The organism is Corynebacterium ammoniagenes DSM 20306 (assembly GCF_001941425.1).
GTDB classification, from domain to species: Bacteria; Actinomycetota; Actinomycetes; order Mycobacteriales; family Mycobacteriaceae; genus Corynebacterium; species Corynebacterium ammoniagenes.
The window spans coordinates 2,197,752-2,219,728 of sequence record NZ_CP009244.1; the positions used below are offsets into that span (position 1 = coordinate 2,197,752).

General features: G+C 55.0%; 16 protein-coding genes. 3 read left to right on the plus strand and 13 right to left on the minus strand.

The window, feature by feature from the left end; genetic code table 11:
- Positions 1-7: 7 nt before the first annotated feature.
- The 5 genes from proB to CAMM_RS10125 all read right to left on the minus strand — a co-directional run bounded on the left by proB (position 8) and on the right by CAMM_RS10125 (position 7,939).
- Positions 8-1,165, minus strand: a complete 1,158-nt coding sequence (gene proB / locus CAMM_RS10105; RefSeq protein ID WP_003847308.1) for a glutamate 5-kinase — start codon at positions 1,163-1,165, stop codon at positions 8-10.
- Between the two features lie 9 nt (positions 1,166-1,174).
- On the minus strand, positions 1,175-2,704 hold the full coding sequence (gene obgE, locus CAMM_RS10110) for a GTPase ObgE (protein WP_040355403.1): 1,530 nt from the start codon (positions 2,702-2,704) through the stop codon (positions 1,175-1,177).
- Between the two features lie 127 nt (positions 2,705-2,831).
- Positions 2,832-3,110 carry a 50S ribosomal protein L27 gene (gene rpmA / locus CAMM_RS10115; RefSeq protein ID WP_003847303.1) on the minus strand — a complete coding sequence of 93 codons (279 nt, stop codon included), beginning with the start codon at positions 3,108-3,110 and terminating at the stop codon, positions 2,832-2,834.
- A gap of 36 nt (positions 3,111-3,146) precedes the next feature.
- Positions 3,147-3,452: a 50S ribosomal protein L21 gene (rplU, locus tag CAMM_RS10120; protein WP_003847302.1), complete on the minus strand. Its 306-nt coding sequence runs from the start codon at positions 3,450-3,452 to the stop codon at positions 3,147-3,149.
- 362 nt (positions 3,453-3,814) lie between these two features.
- Positions 3,815-7,939: a translation initiation factor IF-2 N-terminal domain-containing protein gene (locus CAMM_RS10125; RefSeq protein WP_003847300.1), complete on the minus strand. Its 4,125-nt coding sequence runs from the start codon at positions 7,937-7,939 to the stop codon at positions 3,815-3,817.
- 280 nt (positions 7,940-8,219) lie between these two features.
- On the opposite strand from CAMM_RS10125, the gene CAMM_RS10130 reads away from it, so the two are divergent.
- Positions 8,220-9,050 carry a hypothetical protein gene (locus tag CAMM_RS10130; RefSeq protein ID WP_003847298.1) on the plus strand — a complete coding sequence of 277 codons (831 nt, stop codon included), beginning with the start codon at positions 8,220-8,222 and terminating at the stop codon, positions 9,048-9,050.
- A gap of 130 nt (positions 9,051-9,180) precedes the next feature.
- Here the strand turns inward: CAMM_RS10130 and ndk are convergent, their stop codons facing one another.
- Positions 9,181-9,591, minus strand: coding sequence for a nucleoside-diphosphate kinase (gene ndk / locus CAMM_RS10135; RefSeq protein WP_003847296.1), 411 nt, complete (start codon positions 9,589-9,591; stop codon positions 9,181-9,183).
- Between the two features lie 253 nt (positions 9,592-9,844).
- Between ndk and CAMM_RS10140 the strand changes: the two genes are divergently transcribed.
- The gene (locus tag CAMM_RS10140; RefSeq protein WP_003847295.1) at positions 9,845-11,338 is read left to right on the plus strand and encodes a purple acid phosphatase family protein; all 1,494 of its coding nucleotides are present in this window, start codon (positions 9,845-9,847) and stop codon (positions 11,336-11,338) included.
- Here CAMM_RS10140 and CAMM_RS10145 read toward each other — a convergent pair.
- From CAMM_RS10145 to CAMM_RS10165, 5 genes are all read right to left on the minus strand, one after another.
- Entirely contained in the window at positions 11,310-11,642 is a 333-nt protein-coding gene (locus tag CAMM_RS10145) for a hypothetical protein (protein WP_003847294.1), read from the minus strand. The genes CAMM_RS10140 and CAMM_RS10145 overlap by 29 nt on opposite strands.
- Before the next feature lie 2 nt (positions 11,643-11,644).
- Positions 11,645-12,088 (minus strand): DUF4233 domain-containing protein, encoded by a 444-nt coding sequence (locus CAMM_RS10150; protein ID WP_003847293.1) that lies wholly within the window; start codon positions 12,086-12,088, stop codon positions 11,645-11,647.
- Entirely contained in the window at positions 12,085-13,653 is a 1,569-nt protein-coding gene (gene folC / locus CAMM_RS10155; protein ID WP_040355450.1) for a bifunctional tetrahydrofolate synthase/dihydrofolate synthase, read from the minus strand. Before folC ends, CAMM_RS10150 begins: the two co-directional genes overlap by 4 nt.
- Before the next feature lie 101 nt (positions 13,654-13,754).
- A complete protein-coding gene (locus tag CAMM_RS10160) occupies positions 13,755-16,487 on the minus strand; it encodes a valine--tRNA ligase (protein ID WP_197736775.1) in 2,733 nt (910 codons plus the stop codon).
- 21 nt (positions 16,488-16,508) lie between these two features.
- A complete protein-coding gene (locus CAMM_RS10165; protein ID WP_003847289.1) occupies positions 16,509-17,510 on the minus strand; it encodes a malate dehydrogenase in 1,002 nt (333 codons plus the stop codon).
- Between the two features lie 392 nt (positions 17,511-17,902).
- Here CAMM_RS10165 and CAMM_RS10170 point away from each other — a divergent pair, with 392 nt between their 5' ends.
- The gene (locus CAMM_RS10170) at positions 17,903-18,640 is read left to right on the plus strand and encodes a TetR/AcrR family transcriptional regulator (RefSeq protein ID WP_003847287.1); all 738 of its coding nucleotides are present in this window, start codon (positions 17,903-17,905) and stop codon (positions 18,638-18,640) included.
- A 78-nt stretch (positions 18,641-18,718) separates the two neighbouring features.
- Here CAMM_RS10170 and clpX read toward each other — a convergent pair whose 3' ends face one another.
- Together clpX and CAMM_RS10180 are read right to left on the minus strand one after the other, a co-directional pair.
- A complete protein-coding gene (clpX, locus tag CAMM_RS10175) occupies positions 18,719-20,023 on the minus strand; it encodes an ATP-dependent Clp protease ATP-binding subunit ClpX (protein ID WP_040355398.1) in 1,305 nt (434 codons plus the stop codon).
- A 337-nt stretch (positions 20,024-20,360) separates the two neighbouring features.
- Positions 20,361-21,863: a peptide MFS transporter gene (locus CAMM_RS10180; RefSeq protein ID WP_077715841.1), complete on the minus strand. Its 1,503-nt coding sequence runs from the start codon at positions 21,861-21,863 to the stop codon at positions 20,361-20,363.
- Positions 21,864-21,977: the final 114 nt, after the last annotated feature.

Consider the following 21,977-nt stretch of genomic DNA (forward strand, 5'->3'; position numbering starts at 1 on the left):
ATCATCATTAAACCCGGGAGACAAAGTTGGACAGGTAGTCCGCGTGCACCACGGGACGCTGCAGATGCTCCGGCAAATCAGTAGTTTGCTTGCCCATCATCTGGCGCAGGTCGGTGGAATCCACGCTGACTTCGCCGCGGCCGATGATCTCACCATTAGGGCCGACGATTTCTACAATCTCGCCCGAGGTAAATTCGCCATCCACAGACGTAATACCGACGGAAAGCAGCGAGTGGCGTTCCTCAGTCACCGCTTTCATCGCGCCGGCATCAATGCGTAGCACGCCACCAGTATCCGCAGAGTACAAGGCCCAGAACTTCCAGGCGCTCAGCTTGCGCTCAGGACGGGTGTGGAAGACCGTGCCCACGCGCGTCTCCCCCAGCGCATGGTCAATTCTTTCCGCGGAAGTTAGCAGCACAGGAATGCCTGCGCGGGTAGCCAGCCGGGCAGCTTGCACTTTGGAGGCCATGCCGCCGGTGCCTACCTTGCCGCCATCGCCAGCCTCGACCGGTTTGAGATCTTTCCCAGTGCGAATTTCAGAAATGAAGGTGGCATCGGGCTCGGCCGGGTTTTTATCGTACAAACCATCCACGTCAGATAGCAGGTACAGCGCCTCTGCCTCGGTCAGCTGCGCAACCAAAGCGGATAGACGGTCATTATCGCCAAAGCGCATCTCGGAGGTAGCAACGGTGTCATTTTCATTGACGATGGGAACTACGCCCCAGTGCAATAGCTTATCGATGGTTCGCTTAGCATTGCGGGTTCGATCACGTTGGCCAGCGTCAGAGGCGGTAAGCAGGACTTGGCCGACGGTGCGGCCATGGCGGGCAAAAGACCTGGACCATTCGTTGGCCAAGTGAATCTGGCCAACGGAGGCGGTTGCCTGCTTGGCAGCCAAGCCACGCGGGCGTTCTTTCAAACCCAGCGGGCGCATACCAGCGGCAACCGTGCCGGAAGACACGATAATGACGTCAGTGTTTTCCATGCGCTTAACTACGGCATCAACGATGCGGTCAATCTTGTCACTCGCGACCGAAAAATCTTCTTCGGTCAGCGAGGAGGAACCAATCTTTACCACGATTCGGTTCGCAGAATTGATCTGTGCTCGCAGGGTAGCTTCTGGCAACAGGTCTGACGGGGACTCGGAAGTTGTCGAAGAACTCATGCCATAATCTTAGCCCTGCCAACGATCCTTATTCGCAGATTCTCGGGTAATTTCTTCATCTTGACCGAAATCAAATTCGTCAATAAGGCCACGACGTGCTTGGGAGGCGCGCTTACGCTCCGCAGCAGACGGACGTGATGTTCCCAACAATCGCGCATCTTGGCCACGGCCGGCCAATGTTGGGTCGCCTCCGGTCATCGGTTCCCACTCGAAAGTGATGTAGCCGATGGTCACCGGACAGCCTTCCACAGCCCCCTGCTTGCGCAGTGCGTCTTCCACGCCGGCCTTCGCCAAACGGTCGGAGAGATAGCCCACGGCCTCGTCGTTTTCAAAGTCAGTCTGGGTAATCCACCGCTCGATCTTCTCGCCTTCGACGATGAATCCGCCCTCAACCTCAGGATCTGGCTTGACGGTGAAGTCGGCGAAACGACCAGTATTCTTCTTCCCCACTGCCTTGGGGCGGATGATGGTGTGTTCCGTATCCATCTTCACCCGTGGCTGGGACTTGCGGTGTTTAGTCACCATCTCCAACAGTTTGTACTTCAAAGGCTCCAAGCCCTTGCGCGCAACCGCGGAGATGATAAAGACGGGCCATCCGAATTGTTCTTCGAGGTCTTCTTTAACGAATTCCGCTAGCTCTTCCGCTTCGGGCACATCCGCCTTATTCAAGATGATGATGCGCTGACGATCGCGAAGATCTCCCAAGCCGGTATCAGCATCAAGCGCGGATTGGTAGCTGGCCAATTCCTTTTCCAGCGCTTCAATATCCGACTGCGGATCGCGCCCTGGCTCAATCGATGCAGTATCGACTACGTGAGCCAGCACCGCGGTGCGCTCAATGTGGCGCAGAAAATCAAGGCCTAAGCCCTTGCCGTCAGCAGCACCTGGAATCAAGCCTGGCACATCAGCGATGGTAAAGGACGAGTCTCCCATATCGACCACGCCGAGGTTCGGCTGCAACGTGGTAAAGGGATAATCACCGATTTTGGGCTTGGCCGCAGACAACACCGAGATCAATGACGATTTACCAGCTGAGGGGAAACCAACTAAGCCCACATCAGCCATGGATTTAAGCTCCAGCACCAGGTCATGCTGCTGTCCTGGCTCGCCCTGCAGGGCAAAGCCTGGGGCCTTACGCTGCGCGGAGGCAAGGGCGGCATTGCCCAGACCACCAAAACCACCTTCGGCTGCAATAAAGCGCGTGCCTGGGACGGTGAGATCGGCGAGCAACTCGCCCTTGCTGTTGTGCACCACGGTGCCAGCGGGCACGTGCATAATCAAGTCCTCACCACGGGCACCATTGCGGTGGTCACCAGCGCCATTGGCTCCGCGGTTGGCCTTGATATGCGGGCGGTAGTGGAAGTCCATCAGGGTGTGAATCTGCGGGGATACTTCAAAGACGATATCGCCTCCGTGCCCGCCGTTACCGCCATCGGGGCCACCGAGCGGCTTGAACTTTTCACGGTGTACGGACACACAGCCGTGCCCGCCGTCGCCGGCTTGCAGGTGTAGTACAACGCGGTCAATAAATCGTGCCAACTCGATAACTCCTCGAGAAAAAATTTGGTTGTGGCTTGCCAGTTTACCTAAAAGCAAGCATCAAAAGAAAAGAGCCTGACCCCGTCAGGGAGCCAGACTCTTTAGTCGCGCTGGAATGCGCTTGCACTTATGCAGTTGCTTCTGCAACCTGCTCGGTGGCTGGAACGATGTTCACGGTGCGGCGGTTGCGCTTGATAGCGAACTCAACTGCACCTGCTTCGAGAGCGAACAAGGTGTCGTCGCCGCCGCGTCCAACGTTCTCACCTGGGTGGAACTTGGTGCCGCGCTGACGAACGATGATCTCGCCGGCCTTAACCTGCTGACCACCGAAACGCTTGACGCCAAGACGCTTAGCCTCAGAGTCGCGACCGTTGGAAGTGCTGGAAGCACCCTTCTTCGTTGCCATGTGGTTTCCCTCCTTCTAAAGGTGTTCGGTGGCTAGTTACTTAATGCCGGTAATTTTGACTACAGTCAGCGGCTGGCGATGGCCCATGCGCTTTTTGTAGCCAGTCTTGTTCTTGTACTTCATGATGTCAATCTTTGGGCCACGTGCGTGCTCAACGATTTCAGCCGCAACTTCAACCTTGGACAGGTCATCAGCCTTGGACTTAACATCTGCGCCATCAACGAGCAGAACCGGGGTAAGAGCTACGGACGAACCCGGCTCACCCTCGATCTTCTCGATCTTGACGAGGTCACCTTCGGCAACCTTGTACTGCTTTCCGCCGGTCTTGACGATCGCGTACATAGAGGGTTACCCCTTATCTAAACTCGGCTCAAGAACCTGCCTGGGCGTTAGCTAATAAGACAAGTCCCTGAATGGACAATTACTTCAAACAGTGCCTAGGCGGTGCACCATCCCAACAGGACGGCAAAATCTTCGCCTAAACAGCAACTGTCAAAGAGTACCCCGAGAGAGGCCTAAAATACAAACCGCGTCATCGACACGGCCTCGATCCACTTTGACTGTTGCGCAGCCAATACTCACAATGAGTACATCTTGCCTAAAAGTAAGAGTACCGCCCGCTTCCGCAGATCCGAAAATCGTGGCCGGCTGCACTCTCATACAACCGGCCACGTAAAGCCCAGCGGGCTAGAAAACGGCCCTACTTAGTTATTACCGCGGCGCGAGACCCGACGGCGCGTACGCCCACCGGAATTCTTAGCGCCAGAGTTCGAACCGCCTTGTGCACTGCGCTGTTGCGAACTGCGCTGCTTCCCATTGCGTGACTGCGCCTTTGATCCCTGCGCATTCGCCGACTGCGAAGACTGAGCGTTATTGCTGCGCTTAGCAGGTTTACCGCCGGTCGCGGAAGCTTGAGAAGCCTGTGGGCTCCGCTGTCCATCTTCACGCACTGCCACGCGACGGACTGCTCGCTTACGACCGCGGCGCACCGTGGTTACTTCCACGCCACTATCGGTTCGCTTGCGCTGCACCTCTACACCAGAACCATCATCCGGACGCGACTGCGCGGAAACAGTGTTTTCCTTAGGCGCCGAATTATGACCAGCGTTGCGAGGCTGGGAGGTACGACGCACAGCACGGCGACGTCCACGGGTTACCGCTTGTACTTGAGCACGCTTTTGCTCCCCACGCGAGGACCCAGGCTTCTGTTCAGACTCATGCTGGGCCTTCTCCGATGCGGACTCAGCCTGCGCCGCAGACTGTTGTTGCGCTACCACCGGCTTGCGATTGCGCGCGCGAACGCGACGACGCTTGGTGTCCTTGTGAATTTCCATGCCACCGTCAGCCGCAGAGCCACCTTGTGAAGCATCGCTCTGCGATGTATCACGCTGCGTTGTACCGCGGTCTTCCGAGGATGCGAAGTCTTCGCGGCGTGGTGGATAGTCACTTCGGGAATTTCCACGAGTCTTGCGTTTGCGGCGTGGCGACTGTTCGTATTCCTTCAGCGCTTGCTCATAGCTTCGCCCACCAGTGTCCGCGTCAGCCGAATCTTCGGACACGTAGGTGGAGAACTCGCCAACATCGTCAAGCGATTCTGCACGATCGGATGCTGCATAAGCAATGGATTCGATATCAGTAACCGAATTATCCGACTTCGTGTCCCGCTGAGCCTCCTCTTCAACCTGTGAAGAGTCCACAACAATGCCGGCAATCAAATCTTCCAAGCTCGAGTCATCGCTGCGCTTGTCAGAACGACGCGCATCATGGCGACTCGAGTCGTGGCGCCTCGAGTCCTGCGAGCGACGCTGTGACGAGCTACGGCGCGCCTTGCGACGCCCACCAGACTCCGTCGGAGTCTGCTTGTCCTCATCAGATGCTTGCTCATCATGCGCTTCTTCGGACTCATCTTTGTGCGCATGCTTGTCCTGACGAGTGTGGTCACGGTGCTTCTTCGCGCTACGACGCTTGTCATCGCGAGCATCGTGGCGGTGGTCATGTGCCTCGCTCGGGTCTTCTTCGACCGGATCTTCATGCAGGATAAGCCCGCGACCCTGACATACTTCACATTCCGTGGAGAAAATCTCTAGCAGACCAGAGCCCAAGCGCTTACGCGTCATCTGCACCAAGCCCAGCGACGTTACCTCTGATACCTGGTGGCGGGTGCGGTCACGGCCCAGGGCTTCTTTCAATCGGCGCAGCACCAGCTCTTGGTTTTCTGGCAACACCATGTCGATGAAGTCAACAACAATCATGCCGCCGAGATCCCGCAGGCGCATTTGACGCACGATTTCCTCGGCCGCTTCCAAGTTATTCTTGGTCACGGTTTCTTCCAGGTTGCCGCCAGTGCCGGTGAATTTGCCGGTATTTACGTCAACCACGGTCATCGCTTCGGTGCGGTCAATGACCAAAGTGCCGCCCGACGGCAGCCAGACCTTGCGCGATAGTGCCTTGTGCAGCTGCTCGTCAATGCGGTAGGTCTCAAAGGCATCGATGCCGCCATTGTCCGCGCGGTTATAACGAGATACCCGGTCGGCCAATTCTGGTGCCAACCTATTGACGTAGGAGCTGACGACTTCATAAGGGCGCTTACCGTCGACGACGAGACGGTCAAAGTCCTCATTGAACAAGTCACGGACAACCTTGACCAGCATCTGCGGTTCTTCGTACAGTGCGACCGGCTCAGTGCCCTTGGAAGCCTTTTCTTTCTCAGCAGCTTCCTTGATCTCATTCCATGTGTCATGCAAACGGTTGACATCGGCAGCAATGGCTTCTTCCGCCACATTTTCTGCCGCCGTGCGAATAATCGCACCGCCTTGTTCTGGAACAACCTTTTCCAAAATCTCCCGCAAGCGCTTACGTTCCGGCGCGGGAAGTTTGCGGGAAATACCAGCATTGCGACCACCCGGTACATAGACCAAGAAACGACCAGGAAGTGATACTTGAGTCGTCAAACGTGGGCCTTTATGCCCGACTGGATCCTTGGCGACCTGCACCAGCACTTGGTCGCCGGATTTCATGGCTTGTTCGATCTTGCGTGCACGACCGCCCAAACCAGCTTGGCGCCAGTTAACTTCGCCGGCATACAGCACACCATTGCGGCCGGTTCCGATATCGATGAAAGCAGCCTCCATCGACGGCAAAACATTTTGCACGCGTCCTAAGTAGATATTGCCAATGATGGAGGTATTGGTCTCATCAGTAACGAAGTGCTCAACCAGCATGCCATCTTCGAGCACGCCTACCTGGGTGATGTTGCCGTGTCCATCGTGGCGCTCGCGCTCGCGAACGACCATCGTGCGCTCAACGGCCTCCCGGCGCGCTAAGAACTCCGCCTGGGTGACAACATGGCGGCTTTCGCGATCCTTGGTGCGCATTTCCGCACGGCGACGACGCTGCGATTCAATGCGGGTGGAGCCTTTAATACCACGAGGCTCGTCGATGATTTCGACCGCGTTTTTCTTCTCCTGCTCTGCCTGAGCAGGTGCTTCTTTGCCCCGCCCACGGGATGTGCCTCGGCGACCGCGACGACGACGCGACGAGGACTCCTGCGACTCATCATCATGGTCATCATGTGATTCCTCAGAGTCTTCACCCTCGCCCGAAGTAGCTGGTGCCTGCGCTGCCTTTACCGGCTTCGGTGGCATAAAGATCGGCGCATATGCTGCCAAAACATCGTCGTCCTCGACCTTTGGCTTCTCCGGTGGAGTCAGCAAAGATTCCACGAAGGAGTCATCAATATCAATGTCGTGTGAATCGGAATCCTCGTGTTGCTTTTCTGCCAACGCTTCTAACGCGGCAGCAGCTAGCTCAGATTCGACCTTGCCTTCAATCTGCTGGATTTCATTTTCCACGTTCTTTTGCACGCGGTAACGCAGCTTATCGCTGCCATCATCGCCATTGGAACCTTCATCATCGGTGGCATCGGTGGCATCGGTGGCATCGGTGGCATCAGCCTGTGGTTGTGCGGGTACCTCAGAAGCCGTTGCTTCTGGCACTCCCCCAGTGCGCTTGACCACGCGGCGAGTACGGCTGCGCTTGCGCGTTGGGGTCTGAAGAGCTTCCTCCTGAGAAGTTTCCTCGTGCGAGCTTGGCTCTGCAGTATCGGGAGTGTCGGGAGTATCGACAGAGTTTGCTGGCTCTGCCTGTTCCGATTGAGCAACCGCTTCATCTACTTCTGCGCCAACCTCTGCTGCAGCAGGCTCCGACTTAGCGCCCGCAGCCTCCTCATCTTCTGCACGCGGCGTAGATTTCTTGGAGGCTGCGCGAGTAGTTTTGCGCACGGCGCGCTTGCGCGTCTTTTTTGCCGGGGTTTCTTCGGCTGCAGGAGTTACAGGAGCTTCAGAGCTAGACTGTTCCCCTTCCGCTGGCTGCTTGTCGGCCGCGGCATCGTCTGCCTTGGACTGCTTCTGCTCTTGAGCAGGCTCTACATCCGCAGTCGCTGCGGCCTTGGCGGCACGTTTCGACGTCGACTTTTTACTTGCCTTCGCGGCCTTCTTAGCAGGCTTTTTAGCCGTCTTTTTTACAGCGGTCTTCGGCGCTTCGGCTGCTTCTGTTGGCGCGGAGTCTTCCACGTCAGCCACGGGAGCTGGATTAGACGCCTGCAGGGAGCCAAAAAGGCGCTTAATTTCCTCGGCGGTCAGAGCCGACTGCGCCTTTTTGGATATTCCTTGTGTTTGTAGCTGCGCGATTAGCAGCTTGGAGGAAATCCCCAGCTGCTTAGCCAGGGTGTAGACGCGAACCCTTTCCCCCAGCTGCTTTCTATCAATTTGTCCAGCTAAAGCTGCCGCGCCCGCTAGTTGTTCATTTAATTGTTCGTCTGCTGTAGCCATAGGCCACGCTCCTGTCGTAGGTCGTTAAAAGGCGCTTCCTCGGGCGCAGGCGTGTGTCTTCGCTAGCAATCGCCACTAAACACCTTCCGTTTAGTTCTCAACCACCGGCTATTGCTGGGTCAACGCTGCCGCCACACAAGGTGTAGCTGCCTAATCAAAATGAAAATCTCGAAGTCTCTATTAAATTATGGTGTCCATTGTTCCACATCTGGCAAGTATGCGAGTTTGCCATGCATTAAATGGGCTGCACTATTAGCAACTGCCCGCTAAACTGTCCCCTATGAAATATGTCTCCGGCCGGGAATATGGCGATGAAGTAGCACACCGTCACGAGGGAGAACTTGCTCCTACTGCCCCGGTCAACAAACATATTCAGCACTATCGCGCAGTGAATGAAACCAGCTTGCGCCACGCGTTATGGGTTGGCATGCCGGTGGGACTGGCACTGGGGCTTGCTCAAACGGGAACACTTAGCTTTGCGCTTTTAGCCATTCCGCTAGTGCTTGTCGCTGTCATTGCCGGTGTCCAGATTTTCCGCCACCGCCCGAAGTTGATCCAGGCAGAAATCACCGAATTCAAGAGCGGCGATTTCACAGCGTGGCAGATGTGGGCACCTTTCTTGCCAGCTCTAGGCTGGATTGTGGTTATTCCGCTCGACGCCCTGGGCATATCCGGATTGCAGACACCGCCTTTGCTCACCGGGCTATTCAGTGGGCTCCTGCTCGGCACGGGATTATCTTTTGGTTGGTTCGGTGCTCTTAGCCGGACATTTCGCATTGGCAAACGCCGCATTCGCAAGATTACGGAAAATCAAAGCCTCGATGGAGTCACGCAGTCGCGCATGGAGGCCGTGGAATCACACGGGGATATCTTGGGCGCACTCATTGCAGTAGGCGCCGTCGATGGCAACAAAATCCCCATCAAGACGCTCTGCATGCTTTTGAAAGTAGATCAAGAAAATATGGAGGCAGTTCGCTCACGCGTTGAAGATCTTCAGGCTGATGGAATCGTGAAAATCTCTGGCCAAGGTCTCTACCGAGATTCGAAGATGTGGGAGGTTACGGTCACGCCCGATGGAATCCATAATCTGGCACAAATTGGCCAGCGCTAAATCACTAAGACGCTGAGACACTGAGACGTTGAGTCACGGAACCACTCAGCACTGGCAAAAGAAAATACGTCCAAACACCGATTAGTGCTTGGACGTATTACGCGAAAGAGTCAGACTCTTTGCAAGAGCTTTACTTGTTTGGGAACCAGATGCCGATTTCGCGCTCAGCGGATTCAGGTGAGTCGGAGCCGTGGACGACGTTTTCGCCAACAGTCAACGCAAAGTCACCACGGATGGTGCCTGGGGTTGCCTTGGAGACTGGGTCGGTGCCGCCAGCCAACTGACGCCATGCGTCAATTGCGCGCTCGCCTTCGACGATGCCAGCAATCAGTGGTGCAGAAGTGATGAATTCTACGAGTTCACCGAAGAATGGCTTATCGGAGTGCTCTTCGTAGTGCTTCTCAGCGGTCTCGCGGTCTGCGGTGCGCAGGTCCAACTCGACGAGCTTGAGGCCCTTGCGCTCGATGCGTGCGATGATGTCACCGACATGGCCGTTTGCAACGCCGTCTGGCTTAATAAGGATGAGTGTACGTTCAGTCATGCTAGTTATCGTAGACGAGCGAGTTCACGGTTGCAGTTTTGGGGGAATGAAAATCCCACCTGCTACACCACGCACAGGTTCACAAGGGTCATGCTTCAGGCACTACCCCGGCTTTTCTCGCGCTGCGAGGTTTACAAAGCTGCGTTAGGGTAACACTGCCGTAAGACCTCATAAGGCCTATATCTTCGGAAACCACGCTGGATACCACGGCATTTAAATACTTAGCTCATCTAAATAAGGATATTGCTGCGCCATGACTTTCCGCTCGCCTGGCCCACGCAGGGCTCAGAACTCATACCGCGCTACCCTCGCCACCGTTATCACCGCCAGTCTCAGTGCCGGCCTTCTCAGTGCGCCGGCTACAGCCACTGCGCAGACTATGTCATCATCTGCTGCGCAGACCGATGCCGTCGATAGCATCATCTTGGGCGTGGGCGCTACAGAAAGTGAAGTCATGCTGACATGGATGAGCTCGCTGGCCATTCGCGACGAATACGCGGTCATCGCGCCCACCGCTGAGATGAATGGCGAAGAATTCCCCGAGTCTGCACAAATAATCCCGGCGCAGCAGGAACTAACTCGCGTTGCGCGTTATGCCAACGATGTAAAAATTACCGGTTTGGATCCAGCCACCGACTACACCTACAAAGTCGGATCAGATTCCCATGGGTGGAGCACCAATAGCACCTTTACAACTGGGCATACCGGTGATGAGTGGAATTTCTTGTTCTACGGCGATCCCCAGCTGGGCTCTGGTGAGCTGGATGCGGACACCGCAGGATGGCACAACACCGTGGCTCGCTCCACCGCGCAGTTTCCGGATTCCTCATTCTTGCTTTCCGCCGGCGACCAGGTGGATTCCGTCTTACAAAAAGAACATCGTGCGTTTAAATCTGCACCGCAGCTGCGCTCGTATCCCGTAGCGGTCAACAACGGCAACCATGACGTTTTAGATTTCCAGCTCTACCGGCAAAATTACTCATGGCCTAATGTTGCTAATGAACACACTGAACGCAATTACTTCTTCGAGCACAACAACGCCCTAGTAATTTCACTGGACGGAAACCAGTCGCTGCCCTCGCACATCGACAAGCATGCCGCGTATGTCAAAGACGTAGTGGCTAAGCACGGTGGTGATAAAGATTGGATCATAACTACTTTTCACCAGCCGCCCTTTTCGCAGGCCTATCACATGGACGATCTCGGGGCGCAGAAATTCCGGGAGTCGCTTACCCCGGCGCTGTCGGAGGCCGGCGTGGATGTTGTGCTCAACGGCCACGACCACATCTATACGCGCACGCATTTGATGAAGGGTAATGCGCCCGTAGTACCTGCAGGACTTCCCGCTCAGGGCGATATCCTCTACCCCGAAGACGACGAAGTGTTGTACCTTACCGGCAATTCCTCATCGGGTTCCAAGTTCTACCCTTTCTGGAAGAACGGCACCGAATACGACAATCTCACCGTAGAAGAATCACGCGAACAAGACTTAATGCAGGATTGGACCGCGATGTGGAACCAGGATTACACCCCGAACTATTCCAATATCCAGCTCAGTGACCAGGAATTAACCGTCACGACCTACAACGCGGAGGACGGCACAGTGGTTGATGAGGTCACGTTATCGAAGCAAGAAGACCCCACCGGGCCGCATGAAACGCCAGCAGATTCGCTTGACGATGCCCCCTCGTCCCTCAGCTCCACCTCGAGTGCTTTGGCTACCGGAGGTTTTGGAAGTTCTGGATAAAGCTTTCTGCTTCCGCGTAAGAGACATACTTAAACCACAACTGGATTTGGTTGACCGCGGTGCCAAATTGGCCTTCAGCCAGCAGGGTTTTAATCTTCTTCGCCTGGTCATCTGATAGATCAGCCCGCGTTAGCTCGCGGCCGCGACCTGGCTGCAGGGTTTGATTTGTCCGCAGCGCTAAGACCAAAAAGATTGCTGCTACGGCAAGGCACGCCAGAGCCACGAAGGTAGGCATGTCCCCAAGATTCGCCAGCAGCGCTGCGAGGCACAACAGCGCAGCGAATCCAGAGTAGACATAGCGCATGGCTATTTCTTAGCCTCTAGGTGTTGGGTGGTCAGATACCCGCGCTTCATGCGTTCGACGATGATCGAGCGCAGATACAGCCCAAAGCCCCAGACAGCGATGTACAAAATCATAATCGCCGTAATCGACCAGTGCACCAGGATGCCACCGATAGCGCCGACAAATTGCGCAACCATGATGGTAGAAATAGCCCATGGCTTACGCGTGAAGCCCAACATGACCAGGTGAAATAGGCCCAAGATGGTGATGAACAACCAGTTGAAGGTGGTCCAGTAGGAACCGCCGTCAATCTTTAACACCACGAGCAGGCCGAGGAAGATGGACATGGCTTCGAGCACCAGAGTTGCCGAGACCATGCCGTTGAATCCCTTGAGAGGATCCTTGGCGGGCGCATGCCCCATGCCAAGAGGGCTGAGATCTTCCGGAGAATTCTGATTGTTTGTCATGCCGGTTCCTTTCCAAACATCGCGCGAGCTTCGCCAGCGGTGACTACAGATCCGGTTATGACGATACCTGAGCCCGATTGAATCTCCGCATCCTCAGCCAATTCCACAGCCTGCGCGTATGCCGCTGGGAGATCGTCTGCGACATAGACTCGTTCCTCACCAAAGACATCGCGGGCAGTTTCTGCGAGCTCATAAGCATCAAGGGCACGCGGTGAAGTGTTTTGGGTAATGACAACCTCGGACAGGAAAGGCTCTAGAGCCTGCAAGATTCCCAGTTCGTCTTTATCGCCGAGCACGCCAACCACACCGATAAGCCGTGCGAAATCAAAGTCACGGTCGAGTGCTTTGCCCAAGGCAATGGCCCCGTGCGGGTTGTGCGCGGCATCAATGAAGGTCGTCGGTGAGGTGCGGACGCGCTCGAGGCGCCCGGGGCTAATGGTCTGTGCAAAGCTATTGCGCACATTCGCAATATCCAACGGGTGTCCCGAGGATGCACCGAAGAATGCCTCCACAGCAGCGAGTGCCACGGCGGCATTTCGTGCCTGGTGCTCACCATGCAAAGGGATGAAGATATCTTCATACATGCCGCCCAAGCCCTGGATATTGACCTGCTGGCCGCCAACTGCAATGCGTGATTCCACGGCGGCGAATTCGCTGCCCGCGCGAGCTACACCGGCATCGACGTCGACGGTGCGCTGCAGCACGACTTCCATCGCTTCTTCGTCTTGTTCCGCAATAATGGCGATATTTTCTTGTGGTTCCGCAAAATCATCAGATTCCGGGCGCGCCTTGATAATGCCAGCCTTTTCGCCAGCAATCTCGGTCAAAGTCTCACCCAGATAATCCGTGTGGTCGAGGCCAATCGGCATGATAACGGCAATATCTGCGTTGACCACATTGGTGGCATCCCACGTACCGCCCATGCCTACTTCCACCACGGCTACGTCGATGGGAGCATCGGCAAAAGCCGCGTAGGAAATACCGACGAGGACTTCAAACTTGCTCATCGCAGGTCCGCCCTCAGCTTCGGAAGCCTTGTCCACCATCTCGACATAGGGCTTGATTTCTTCCCAGATCCGCACGTAATCGCGTGGGTGGATGGGCTTGCCATCAATTCCGATGCGTTCGGTCACGCGCTGCAGATGCGGGCTTGTCACCAGCCCGACGCGGCGGTGGAAGCCCCGCAGCAGCGAATCAATCATGCGCGCAGTCGAAGATTTTCCATTGGTACCCGCAACTTGGATGACATCAAAGGTTCGCTCCGGATTGCCCAACAGGTCCATGAGCATTTCGATGCGATCCAGCGATGGTTCCAACTTAGTTTCCGGCCAGCGCAGATTCAGCTCTGCTTCCACCGCGGCTAAAGCCGCAAGTTCTGCTTCGCTGACTTCTTCTGGTGCGACGTCGGAATACTCGTCCTCATCACCGAAACTAAGGTTGAGTTTTAAACCTGACTCGGTGATTTCGACGGGGCTATCTTCGGTTCCCTCGGCGAGAGCATCGACGATTTCATACTCTTCACCGGTTGACTCCGCGCCGGATTGCTCGATTAAATCGTCGAGCATGTCCTTCGCCGCTTGCTGGCGCTTATCGACGCTATCGGCTTCGCCATTCTGGCTGTCACGGTTCTGGCCGTTACGGTCGTCGTCTTCACCTGAGTTAGTCACTACTTCAAGGCCTCCAAACGGGTGTTAATGCGCTCTACTTCTTCCTGCGCCACGGTTTGACGATCGCGGATTTTCGCCACGACATGCTCCGGTGCCTTGGACAGGAACGCTTCATTGCCGAGCTTCGAGCTGGTTTGATCCAGCTCCTTTAATGCCTTGGACAAGTCCTTTTCCAAGCGTTTGCGTTCAGCATCAACGTCGATGGCATCGGAGGTATCCAAGGAAATCTCCACGGTGCCCTGGGAGAGACGGACCTCGACGGTTGCAGAGGCGGTGAAGTCTTCTTCGGGCGCGGTGATATTGGCCAGGTTTCGTACCAAGCCTTCTTGGTTTTGCAGATCTACTGCTGGGAAGTCCAAACGGCCCGGAACCTTCTGGGAAGGCTTGACGCCTTGGTCCGCGCGGAAACGACGCAACTCGGTAATGAGCTTTTCTGCATCTTCCATACGACGCAGCGCGACCTCATCGGTCGTTGCGCCACCGTTGGTATCAGCAGCGGTTGGCCACGGCGCAATCATGATGGATTCTTCCTGCTGGCCATTGGTCAATGCCTGCCACAGCACTTCGGTGACAAAAGGCATGGTTGGGTGCAGCAGACGCAAGACAACATCGAGTACTCGGCCCAGTACGACCTGGGTATTGCGTCCAGTCGCCGATACGCCGTCGCGTGGAATCTGGGTCTTGGCAATTTCTACGTACCAGTCACACAGCTCATCCCACGCAAAGTGATACAGCAGCTCATTGGCGCGGCTGAACTGATAGTCGTCCAAGTAGGCATCGACGCGCACGCGCACGTCTTCGGCGCGGTCGAGGATCCACCGGTCGGCATCGGTAAGCTCATCGCGATTGGGCAGAACATCGATGCCTGCACCGTTCATCAACGCGAACTTGGTGGCGTTGAATAACTTGGTGGCAAAGTTACGTGCCGATGCCGCAGCGTCGCTGCCCAGCGGCAAGTCAGTGCCGGGGTTAGCGCCACGCGCCAAGGTAAAGCGCAAAGCATCCGCACCATAGTCACGAACCCAATCCATCGGGTCAATGCCGTTGCCCAAAGACTTCGACATCTTGCGCCCGTGCTCATCGCGGACCAGACCGTGCAAGTAGAGATCACGGAATGGAACCTGTGGGCGACCGTCGTCCCCGGTGCCCAACAGCTCTGGGGTTTCGGTGGAAGCAAAGGTACCGAACATCATCATGCGAGCTACCCAGAAGAAGATGATGTCATAGCCGGTGACCAGCACGTTTGTTGGGTAGAACTTCTCCAAATCTGGAGTCTTTTCTGGCCAACCCAAGGTAGAAAATGGCCACAGCGCCGAGGAGAACCAGGTATCCAGCACGTCTGGATCCTGCTCATAGCCTTCTGGAGCCGTCTCATCAGGACCAAGACAGATGATGTCGCGGTTGCCATCCGCGTCTTCTGGTCCATACCAAATCGGGATACGGTGTCCCCACCACAGCTGACGGGAAATAGTCCAGTCATGCATGTTATCGACCCACTCAAAGAAGCGGGCTTCCTGAGCCTCTGGGTGAATCTTCGTATCACCAGCGCGCACCGCAGCGGCTGACATCTTCGCCAGCTTTTCTACTGCCACGAACCACTGCAGTGACAACCGCGGCTCAATCGCCTCACCGGAGCGCTCCGAGTGCCCGACCGAGTGCACATACGGGCGCACCTCTTTGACGATTCGACCTTGCTCGGCCAATGCCTCGCGTACCTTTACACGGGCTTCTTCGCGCGACATGCCATCAAATTGGGTGCCGGTATAAGCAATATGACCCGTGGTGTCCATGATCGAGGGCATATCCAGATCATGACGGTTGCCCATGGCGTAGTCATTAGGATCATGCGCCGGGGTAATTTTCACCGCGCCTGAGCCGAATTCAGGATCCACATAATCATCAGCGACGACCTTGAGTTTTAGATCATCACGGAAGGGGTGGTCAAACTCGTGGCCGATAAGATCCGCGTAGCGCTCATCGTCTGGGTGCACGGCAATCGCCACGTCACCGAGCATGGTTTCCACACGCGTGGTGGCCACGATCATGTGCGGCTCATCATCATTTAAGGAGCCATAGCGCAGGGAAACTAATTCGCCTTCGACGTCTTTGTAGACAACCTCGATATCAGAGACCGCAGTCTCCAGAACCGGTGACCAGTTAACCAAGCGGTTGGCCTGGTAGATCATCCCGGCATCGAAAAGCTGCTTAAAGATGGTTTGAACGGCGCGCGAGAGGCCATCGTCAAGCGTAAAGCGTTCGCGAGACCAATCGACAGAATCTCCGATCGCCTTCATCTGGGACGTGATGGTTTTGCCGTACTCATCCTTCCACTCCCAGACCTTGTTGATGAACTCTTCGCGTTCATAATCCCAGCGCGACTTGCCTTCGGTCTCCTTCAGGCGCGCTTCGACCTTGGTCTGCGTGGCAATGCCCGCGTGGTCATAGCCTGGCAGCCACAACGCGGAGTAGCCCTGCATGCGCTTGCGGCGGATAATCGAGTCCATAAGAGTGTGGTCCAGCGCATGGCCCATGTGCAATTGCCCCGTCACATTAGGTGGCGGCAAGACAATGGAAAAAGGCTCCTTGTCAGGATCTTCATCCGGCTTAAAGTAGCCCTTTTCAACCCAGCCTTCATACAGTGCTGACTCTACTGCCTGGGGTTCCCAGGACTTAGGAAGAGCGTCTGCGCGATTGGTACCAATAATCTTATTTTCCTCAGTCACACGGACGATTCTACACTGCAGGGACTTCTATTACTTCAGCAGGTCAGCCACCATGTCACGCTCTGCTTTCAGCTCCTCCACCGATGCTTGAATGCGGGCTTGTTGGGCATCTGTTACCTCTAAGTCAGCCACAATCTCCCAGTCCCCGGCTACTGCGCGCGTGGGGAAACCAACAAAGAGCCCTTCCGCGATGCCATAGGAACCATCGGAATAAACACCAGCTGTCCGCCAGTGCGCTGGGTCTTCGACCCCGTGGACCCAATCCCGCATGTGGTCAATGGCTGCTGCGGCTGCCGATGCCGCCGAGGAACTACCTCGCACTTCGATAATTTCTGCACCGCGGCGGGCAACCGTGGGGATGAGATAATCTTCGACCCACTGCGTATCCACCAGCTCCGTGACCTTCTTATCGCCTGCTGTGGCGTAGCTGATATCTGGAAACTGCGAGGCCGAGTGATTGCCCCACACCGCGATGCGCGCGAAATCAGCCACGGGTAGGTGCAACTTGGACGAAAGCTGGGATACGGTGCGATTATGGTCCAGCCGCATCAGCGCGGTAAATCGCTGTGGGTCCAAATCCGGTGCGTTGGACGATGCGATGAGCACATTGGTGTTGGCAGGGTTTCCCACCACGACGACGCGCACATCACGCCGGGCGACCTCATTTAAAGCTGCCCCTTGCTCGGAAAAGATGGCGGCATTAGCCATGAGCAGATCCGAGCGTTCCATGCCTTTGCTGCGTGGTTGCGCACCCACGAGAAAAGCCGCGGAGACATCCTCAAAGGCCTCGCGCGGATCTGTGGTGACCTTAATATCGGCGAGCAAAGGAAAAGCTGAATCCAACAATTCCATTTCCACCCCACGCGCTGCCTGCTGGGCTGCCTCAATTTCTAGCAGGTGAAGCGAAATTGGCTGTTGCGGACCGTAGACCTCCCCCGCAGCAAGACGCCACAACAAAGAATAAGCAATATTTCCGGCCGCACCGGTAACAGCAACTTTGACTGGATCGAGTAGTTTTTCAGGCTTGGGCATAGTACTAGACCTTTCTGACAAACCTTCTCACGCAGGGCTGCTCCGTACTGACGCCGAGTCCAGCTGTGGTGCGCACCGCCGAGTGACTATGTGCCGGCCAGTCTAGTTGAGTTTTCTACGACGTGTCCCACCCCCAAAACCACACACAAAGCTCACTTTTGGCTACACCATTACCCCCATTTTTCCTGGGATTTTGCCCCATACGAAGGCAAATGCTGGTTAAAGGCAACACGAAAGACTCATTTGCGGCACGATAGAGGAAAGTACGTATGATTGAAAGTTCCAAAATTTTAGCCTGACTTTAGCCCGTACCTACTGTTTGGGCACACCATCACATTTTTAATCTGGATTATGTGTATGAGTAAAACTACACGCAGGGAGAAGTGCACACGATGACCACCAATGACCACGTTGAAGCTTCGGCCAATGTGACTGTTGAAGAAGTCATTGCGGTTGCCATCACGGAATTTGCACACGATGGCTTCGAGCGCACCAAAATTGAAGACATCTCCCGCAAATCCGGAATGTCTAAGCGCATGATCCATTATCACTTTGGCGATAAAAAGGGCCTTTATTTGCAGAGCCTCATCACCGCGCTGGATAAATTGCAGCCCCCAAGTGAACAGATGGTCATTGATTCTGCCGTGCCCGTGGAAGGCATGCGTAAATTAGTCGATTGCCTTTTTGATTTGTCCATGAATAATCAGGATTCGCTGCGCATGCTGGTCGAAGAAAATACCCACCCTGTCTTGGATACCGCGGAGCTGACAGAAATAGCTGATGTCTCCAGCGTGATGTTGCACCTCAACCGTCTGCTGATGCTGGGGCAAGACTCCGGTGCGTTCCGCCCTGGAATCTCCGCTAATGATCTCTACCTGCTGATTACATCCATGACCTTGCTGCCCGTGGCAACGCATGGCAGCACGCAAAACCTCTTCGGCGTTGATCTATATTCGGACGAGAATATTCGCGGCCTCCACCGCCTGGTGGTGGATATGGTGCTTGCCTTCTTGACCTCCAACATTCCCGATAGCGGGCATCAAAGCTACCTCGAAGAAGACGCCTCTGAGTCCAAGACGGATTCCCCCGCCAGCATTTACGACGACGGCGACGACGAAATATTCTCTTAATCCTGCCCTAGACAAACAAAGAGCCCAGTTCATTCATTGTGAACTGGGCTCTTTATTTAATTAACGGTGCGGTACGAGTTAAGAAGCCTTTTCCTCTGAATCTGAGTAAATAAACTCAGGCTCTGCCTCACCGCGTACAGCTTCTGCGGTCAAACGGACCGTGTCGATATCATCACGATCCGGCAAGTCATACATGACCGGCACCAGCAGTTCTTCCAGGATGGCGCGCAAACCACGCGCACCGGTCTTACGTTCCAACGCCAAGTCCGCGATTTCGTTCAAAGCACCCGGTTCGATATCCAAGTGTGCCCCGTCCATTTCAAACAGGCGCTGGTACTGCTTGACCAAGGAGTTCTTGGGCTCCGTTAAGACCTTGACCAAAGAGTCCTGGTCAAGATTTTCCACAGTCGCTACTACGGGCAGACGACCGATGAACTCTGGGATCAGACCAAACTTCACCAAGTCTTCTGGGCGGACCTTTTCAAACATATCCACGCGTTCGCGCTCTTCTTGGGTGTCGAGCTTAGAGCCAAAGCCCACGCCCTTTTTGCCCACGCGCTCTGCAATGACCTTTTCTAGGCCAGCGAAAGCACCAGCGACAATGAACAAGATATTCGAAGTATCTAGCTGGATGAACTCTTGGTTCGGATGCTTACGCCCACCTTGTGGCGGGATGGAGGCAACGGTGCCTTCCAAGATCTTCAACAATGCCTGCTGTACACCTTCACCGGAAACATCACGCGTTATCGATGGATTATCCGACTTGCGTGAAATCTTATCTACCTCATCGACATAGATAATGCCGCGGCTTGCTCGGTCCACATCAAAGTCCGCTGCCTGCAGCAATTTGAGCAGGATGTTTTCCACGTCCTCGCCGACGTAACCCGCCTCAGTCAAAGACGTGGCGTCAGCGATAGCGAAAGGAACGTCCAACATGCGCGCGAGAGTTTGCGCAAGGTAGGTCTTACCGGAACCAGTAGGTCCAAGCATCAAGATATTGGACTTGGAAATCTCAACTTCTTCATCAGCCTTAGCAGATTTCCGGCTGCTCGACGCTGCAGCAGCCTGAGACTCTTCAGCCTTGATGCGCTTGTAGTGGTTGTACACCGCTACCGACAACACACGCTTGGCCGCATCTTGGCCAATAACGTACTTGTCGAGGAAGGACGAAATTTCCGACGGGCGTGGAAGCTTCTTTTCTTCGCTTTCAGCGGCAGCAGCCTGAGCTGCACCAAGTTCTTCTTCAATGATTTCATTGCAGAGCTCAATGCACTCATCACAAATGTACACACCGCCACCGGCGATCAGCTTCTTAACTTGCTTCTGGCTCTTGCCACAGAAGGAACACTTAAGCAGGTCAGCGCTTTCTTGCATACGTGCCATGAAGATCTTTCTACTTGAAGAATTTGGAGCTCGAAGTCTACTGATGGTTGCTGTAATTTGCTACCATCATCGATGATGCGACGTCGACTTCTCCCCGCCGCACCTTATTTATTCCACCTTAGTAAATGGAGTCCATTCCATACCAACGCGACATCCATCGTAGTCATTCCATCGCCAGCTAGCGCCAACCATCCGATACCTCCACGCTGCACCAACGGGAAGAAAGAACGAGCCCTTCGGAAAACACACAACGACCAGTTACCCAAGATTTAAATCAGGTAACTGGTCGCTGCTGGTATAAACCGGACGAACTAATCAGGTGTGCCGGCAGTTAGCTTTAACGGAAGGTCGCGAACTGCTTGACTACCCATTTGCTGATAACGAGCAAAATGATGCCCAGGATGACGGAAACAACACCGAGGGTAATAAAGAAGGAGTTTTCCGCCGCGGCATCAGATGGGTCGTAGAAGGACGCCAAAGAACCTGCCAACGACGTACCGATGGACACTGCCATCATCCACACCGCCATCATGCGGGAAGGGAAAGCTTCTGGCGCCACCTTGGTTGCCAAGGAGTTGCCCACTGGAGAAAGCATCAGCTCACCCATGGTGAATAGGAACAAGATCCACACAATTGCAATCATCGGAGTGGAGTTTGCCGCACCGCCGGAAAATGGCAGGAAGAAGAACAGGGATACGCCAATGATGACATTAGCGACACCGAATTTAACCGGTGTTGACCACTGACGCTTTCCTAGCTTGGTCCACACTGCGGCAAAGACACCAGAGAAAACGATGATGAAAATTGGGTTAATGGACTGCACCAGTGACGGTGGAATTCCCCAACCGAAGAAGTTGCGGTCCAGGCGCATATCCGAATAGATAGTCAAGACCGTGAACTGCTGCTGGAAGATAGCAAAGAACAGCACACCGGAAACGAACATGGGGATAAAGCCAATGAGGCGCTTGCGCTCTTGCGGCGTTGTCAGTTCAGAGCGATACATCTGTACCCACAAGATGATTGCTGCTACCAAGGCAACCACAGTGACAATATTGGCCAACCAATCCATCTTGACGGTGCCAGTAGCCAAAAGCACTACGGAGACCGCAACAATGACGACAATGGCAATGATCGCAGTGGATAGCTGGCTTTTCGTTGCCGGGTTCGGCACATCGTGGCCAGCATCTTTAATCGTGTGCTTGCGCATCAACGTGTACTGGATAAGACCAGCAGCCATACCTACGGCCGCGATACCAAAGCCCCAGTGGAAGCCCTTCCAGCCCCACATAGCGGTGGTAAGAATCGGTCCAATCAGCGCACCGATGTTAATGCCCATATAGAAGATGGAGAAACCACCATCACGGCGTGGATCAGCCTTGGAGTACAAAGAGCCGAGCACAACCTGCGCGGTAGTTTTCACGCCACCGGAACCAATGGCAATCAAAACAAGACCGATGCCCAGACCAGGAATTCCAGGAATTACTGCCAGAGCAATGTGGCCCAACATGACCATTACGGCCGAGTAGAACAAGGTGCGTTCTGAGCCAAACAGTTTATCGGCAGCGATTGAGGCCAACAGGCACGCCATGTAGACCAAACCACCATAAGCACCAACAATTGATGCTGCGGTCGCTTGCGGAATGCCCAGACCGCCGTCGGTGACGGAGTAGTACATGTACAGCAAGACGATGGCTTGCATGCCGTAGAAGCTAAAGCGCTCCCACATTTCAACGCCGAAGAGGTTAGCTAGACCCCAAGGATGGCCGAAGAATTGTCTCTCCTCCGGCTCTTTTGCGCGGTTCTGATCATCCGCGCCAGCTTGTGTTTGAGTAGAAGACATGTAGTTAATTGGAACACAACACAAAGCCGTGAACAAAATCATCAACTCGATCTTTCCCCAGCTCAAAGCTGTTTGTTCACAGGAATATTATTGCGTCTCAAAGCTTGGATTCAC

Excerpts from the sequence above, each read along its gene's own strand:
- CAMM_RS10165 (WP_003847289.1), bottom strand. The coding sequence starts at position 17,510 with ATGCCCAAGCCTGAAAAACTACTCGATCCAGTCAAAGTTGCTGTTACC.
- rplU (WP_003847302.1), bottom strand. The coding sequence starts at position 3,452 with ATGTACGCGATCGTCAAGACCGGCGGAAAGCAGTACAAGGTTGCCGAA.
- proB (WP_003847308.1), bottom strand. The coding sequence starts at position 1,165 with ATGAGTTCTTCGACAACTTCCGAGTCCCCGTCAGACCTGTTGCCAGAA.
- clpX (WP_040355398.1), bottom strand. The coding sequence starts at position 20,023 with ATGGCACGTATGCAAGAAAGCGCTGACCTGCTTAAGTGTTCCTTCTGT.
- CAMM_RS10150 (WP_003847293.1), bottom strand. The coding sequence starts at position 12,088 with ATGACAAACAATCAGAATTCTCCGGAAGATCTCAGCCCTCTTGGCATG.
- CAMM_RS10170 (WP_003847287.1), top strand. The coding sequence starts at position 17,903 with ATGACCACCAATGACCACGTTGAAGCTTCGGCCAATGTGACTGTTGAA.
- rpmA (WP_003847303.1), bottom strand. The coding sequence starts at position 3,110 with ATGGCAACGAAGAAGGGTGCTTCCAGCACTTCCAACGGTCGCGACTCT.
- CAMM_RS10140 (WP_003847295.1), top strand. The coding sequence starts at position 9,845 with ATGACTTTCCGCTCGCCTGGCCCACGCAGGGCTCAGAACTCATACCGC.
- folC (WP_040355450.1), bottom strand. The coding sequence starts at position 13,653 with ATGCTCGACGATTTAATCGAGCAATCCGGCGCGGAGTCAACCGGTGAA.
- CAMM_RS10145 (WP_003847294.1), bottom strand. The coding sequence starts at position 11,642 with ATGCGCTATGTCTACTCTGGATTCGCTGCGCTGTTGTGCCTCGCAGCG.
- ndk (WP_003847296.1), bottom strand. The coding sequence starts at position 9,591 with ATGACTGAACGTACACTCATCCTTATTAAGCCAGACGGCGTTGCAAAC.
- CAMM_RS10125 (WP_003847300.1), bottom strand. The coding sequence starts at position 7,939 with ATGGCTACAGCAGACGAACAATTAAATGAACAACTAGCGGGCGCGGCA.
- CAMM_RS10130 (WP_003847298.1), top strand. The coding sequence starts at position 8,220 with ATGAAATATGTCTCCGGCCGGGAATATGGCGATGAAGTAGCACACCGT.
- CAMM_RS10180 (WP_077715841.1), bottom strand. The coding sequence starts at position 21,863 with ATGTCTTCTACTCAAACACAAGCTGGCGCGGATGATCAGAACCGCGCA.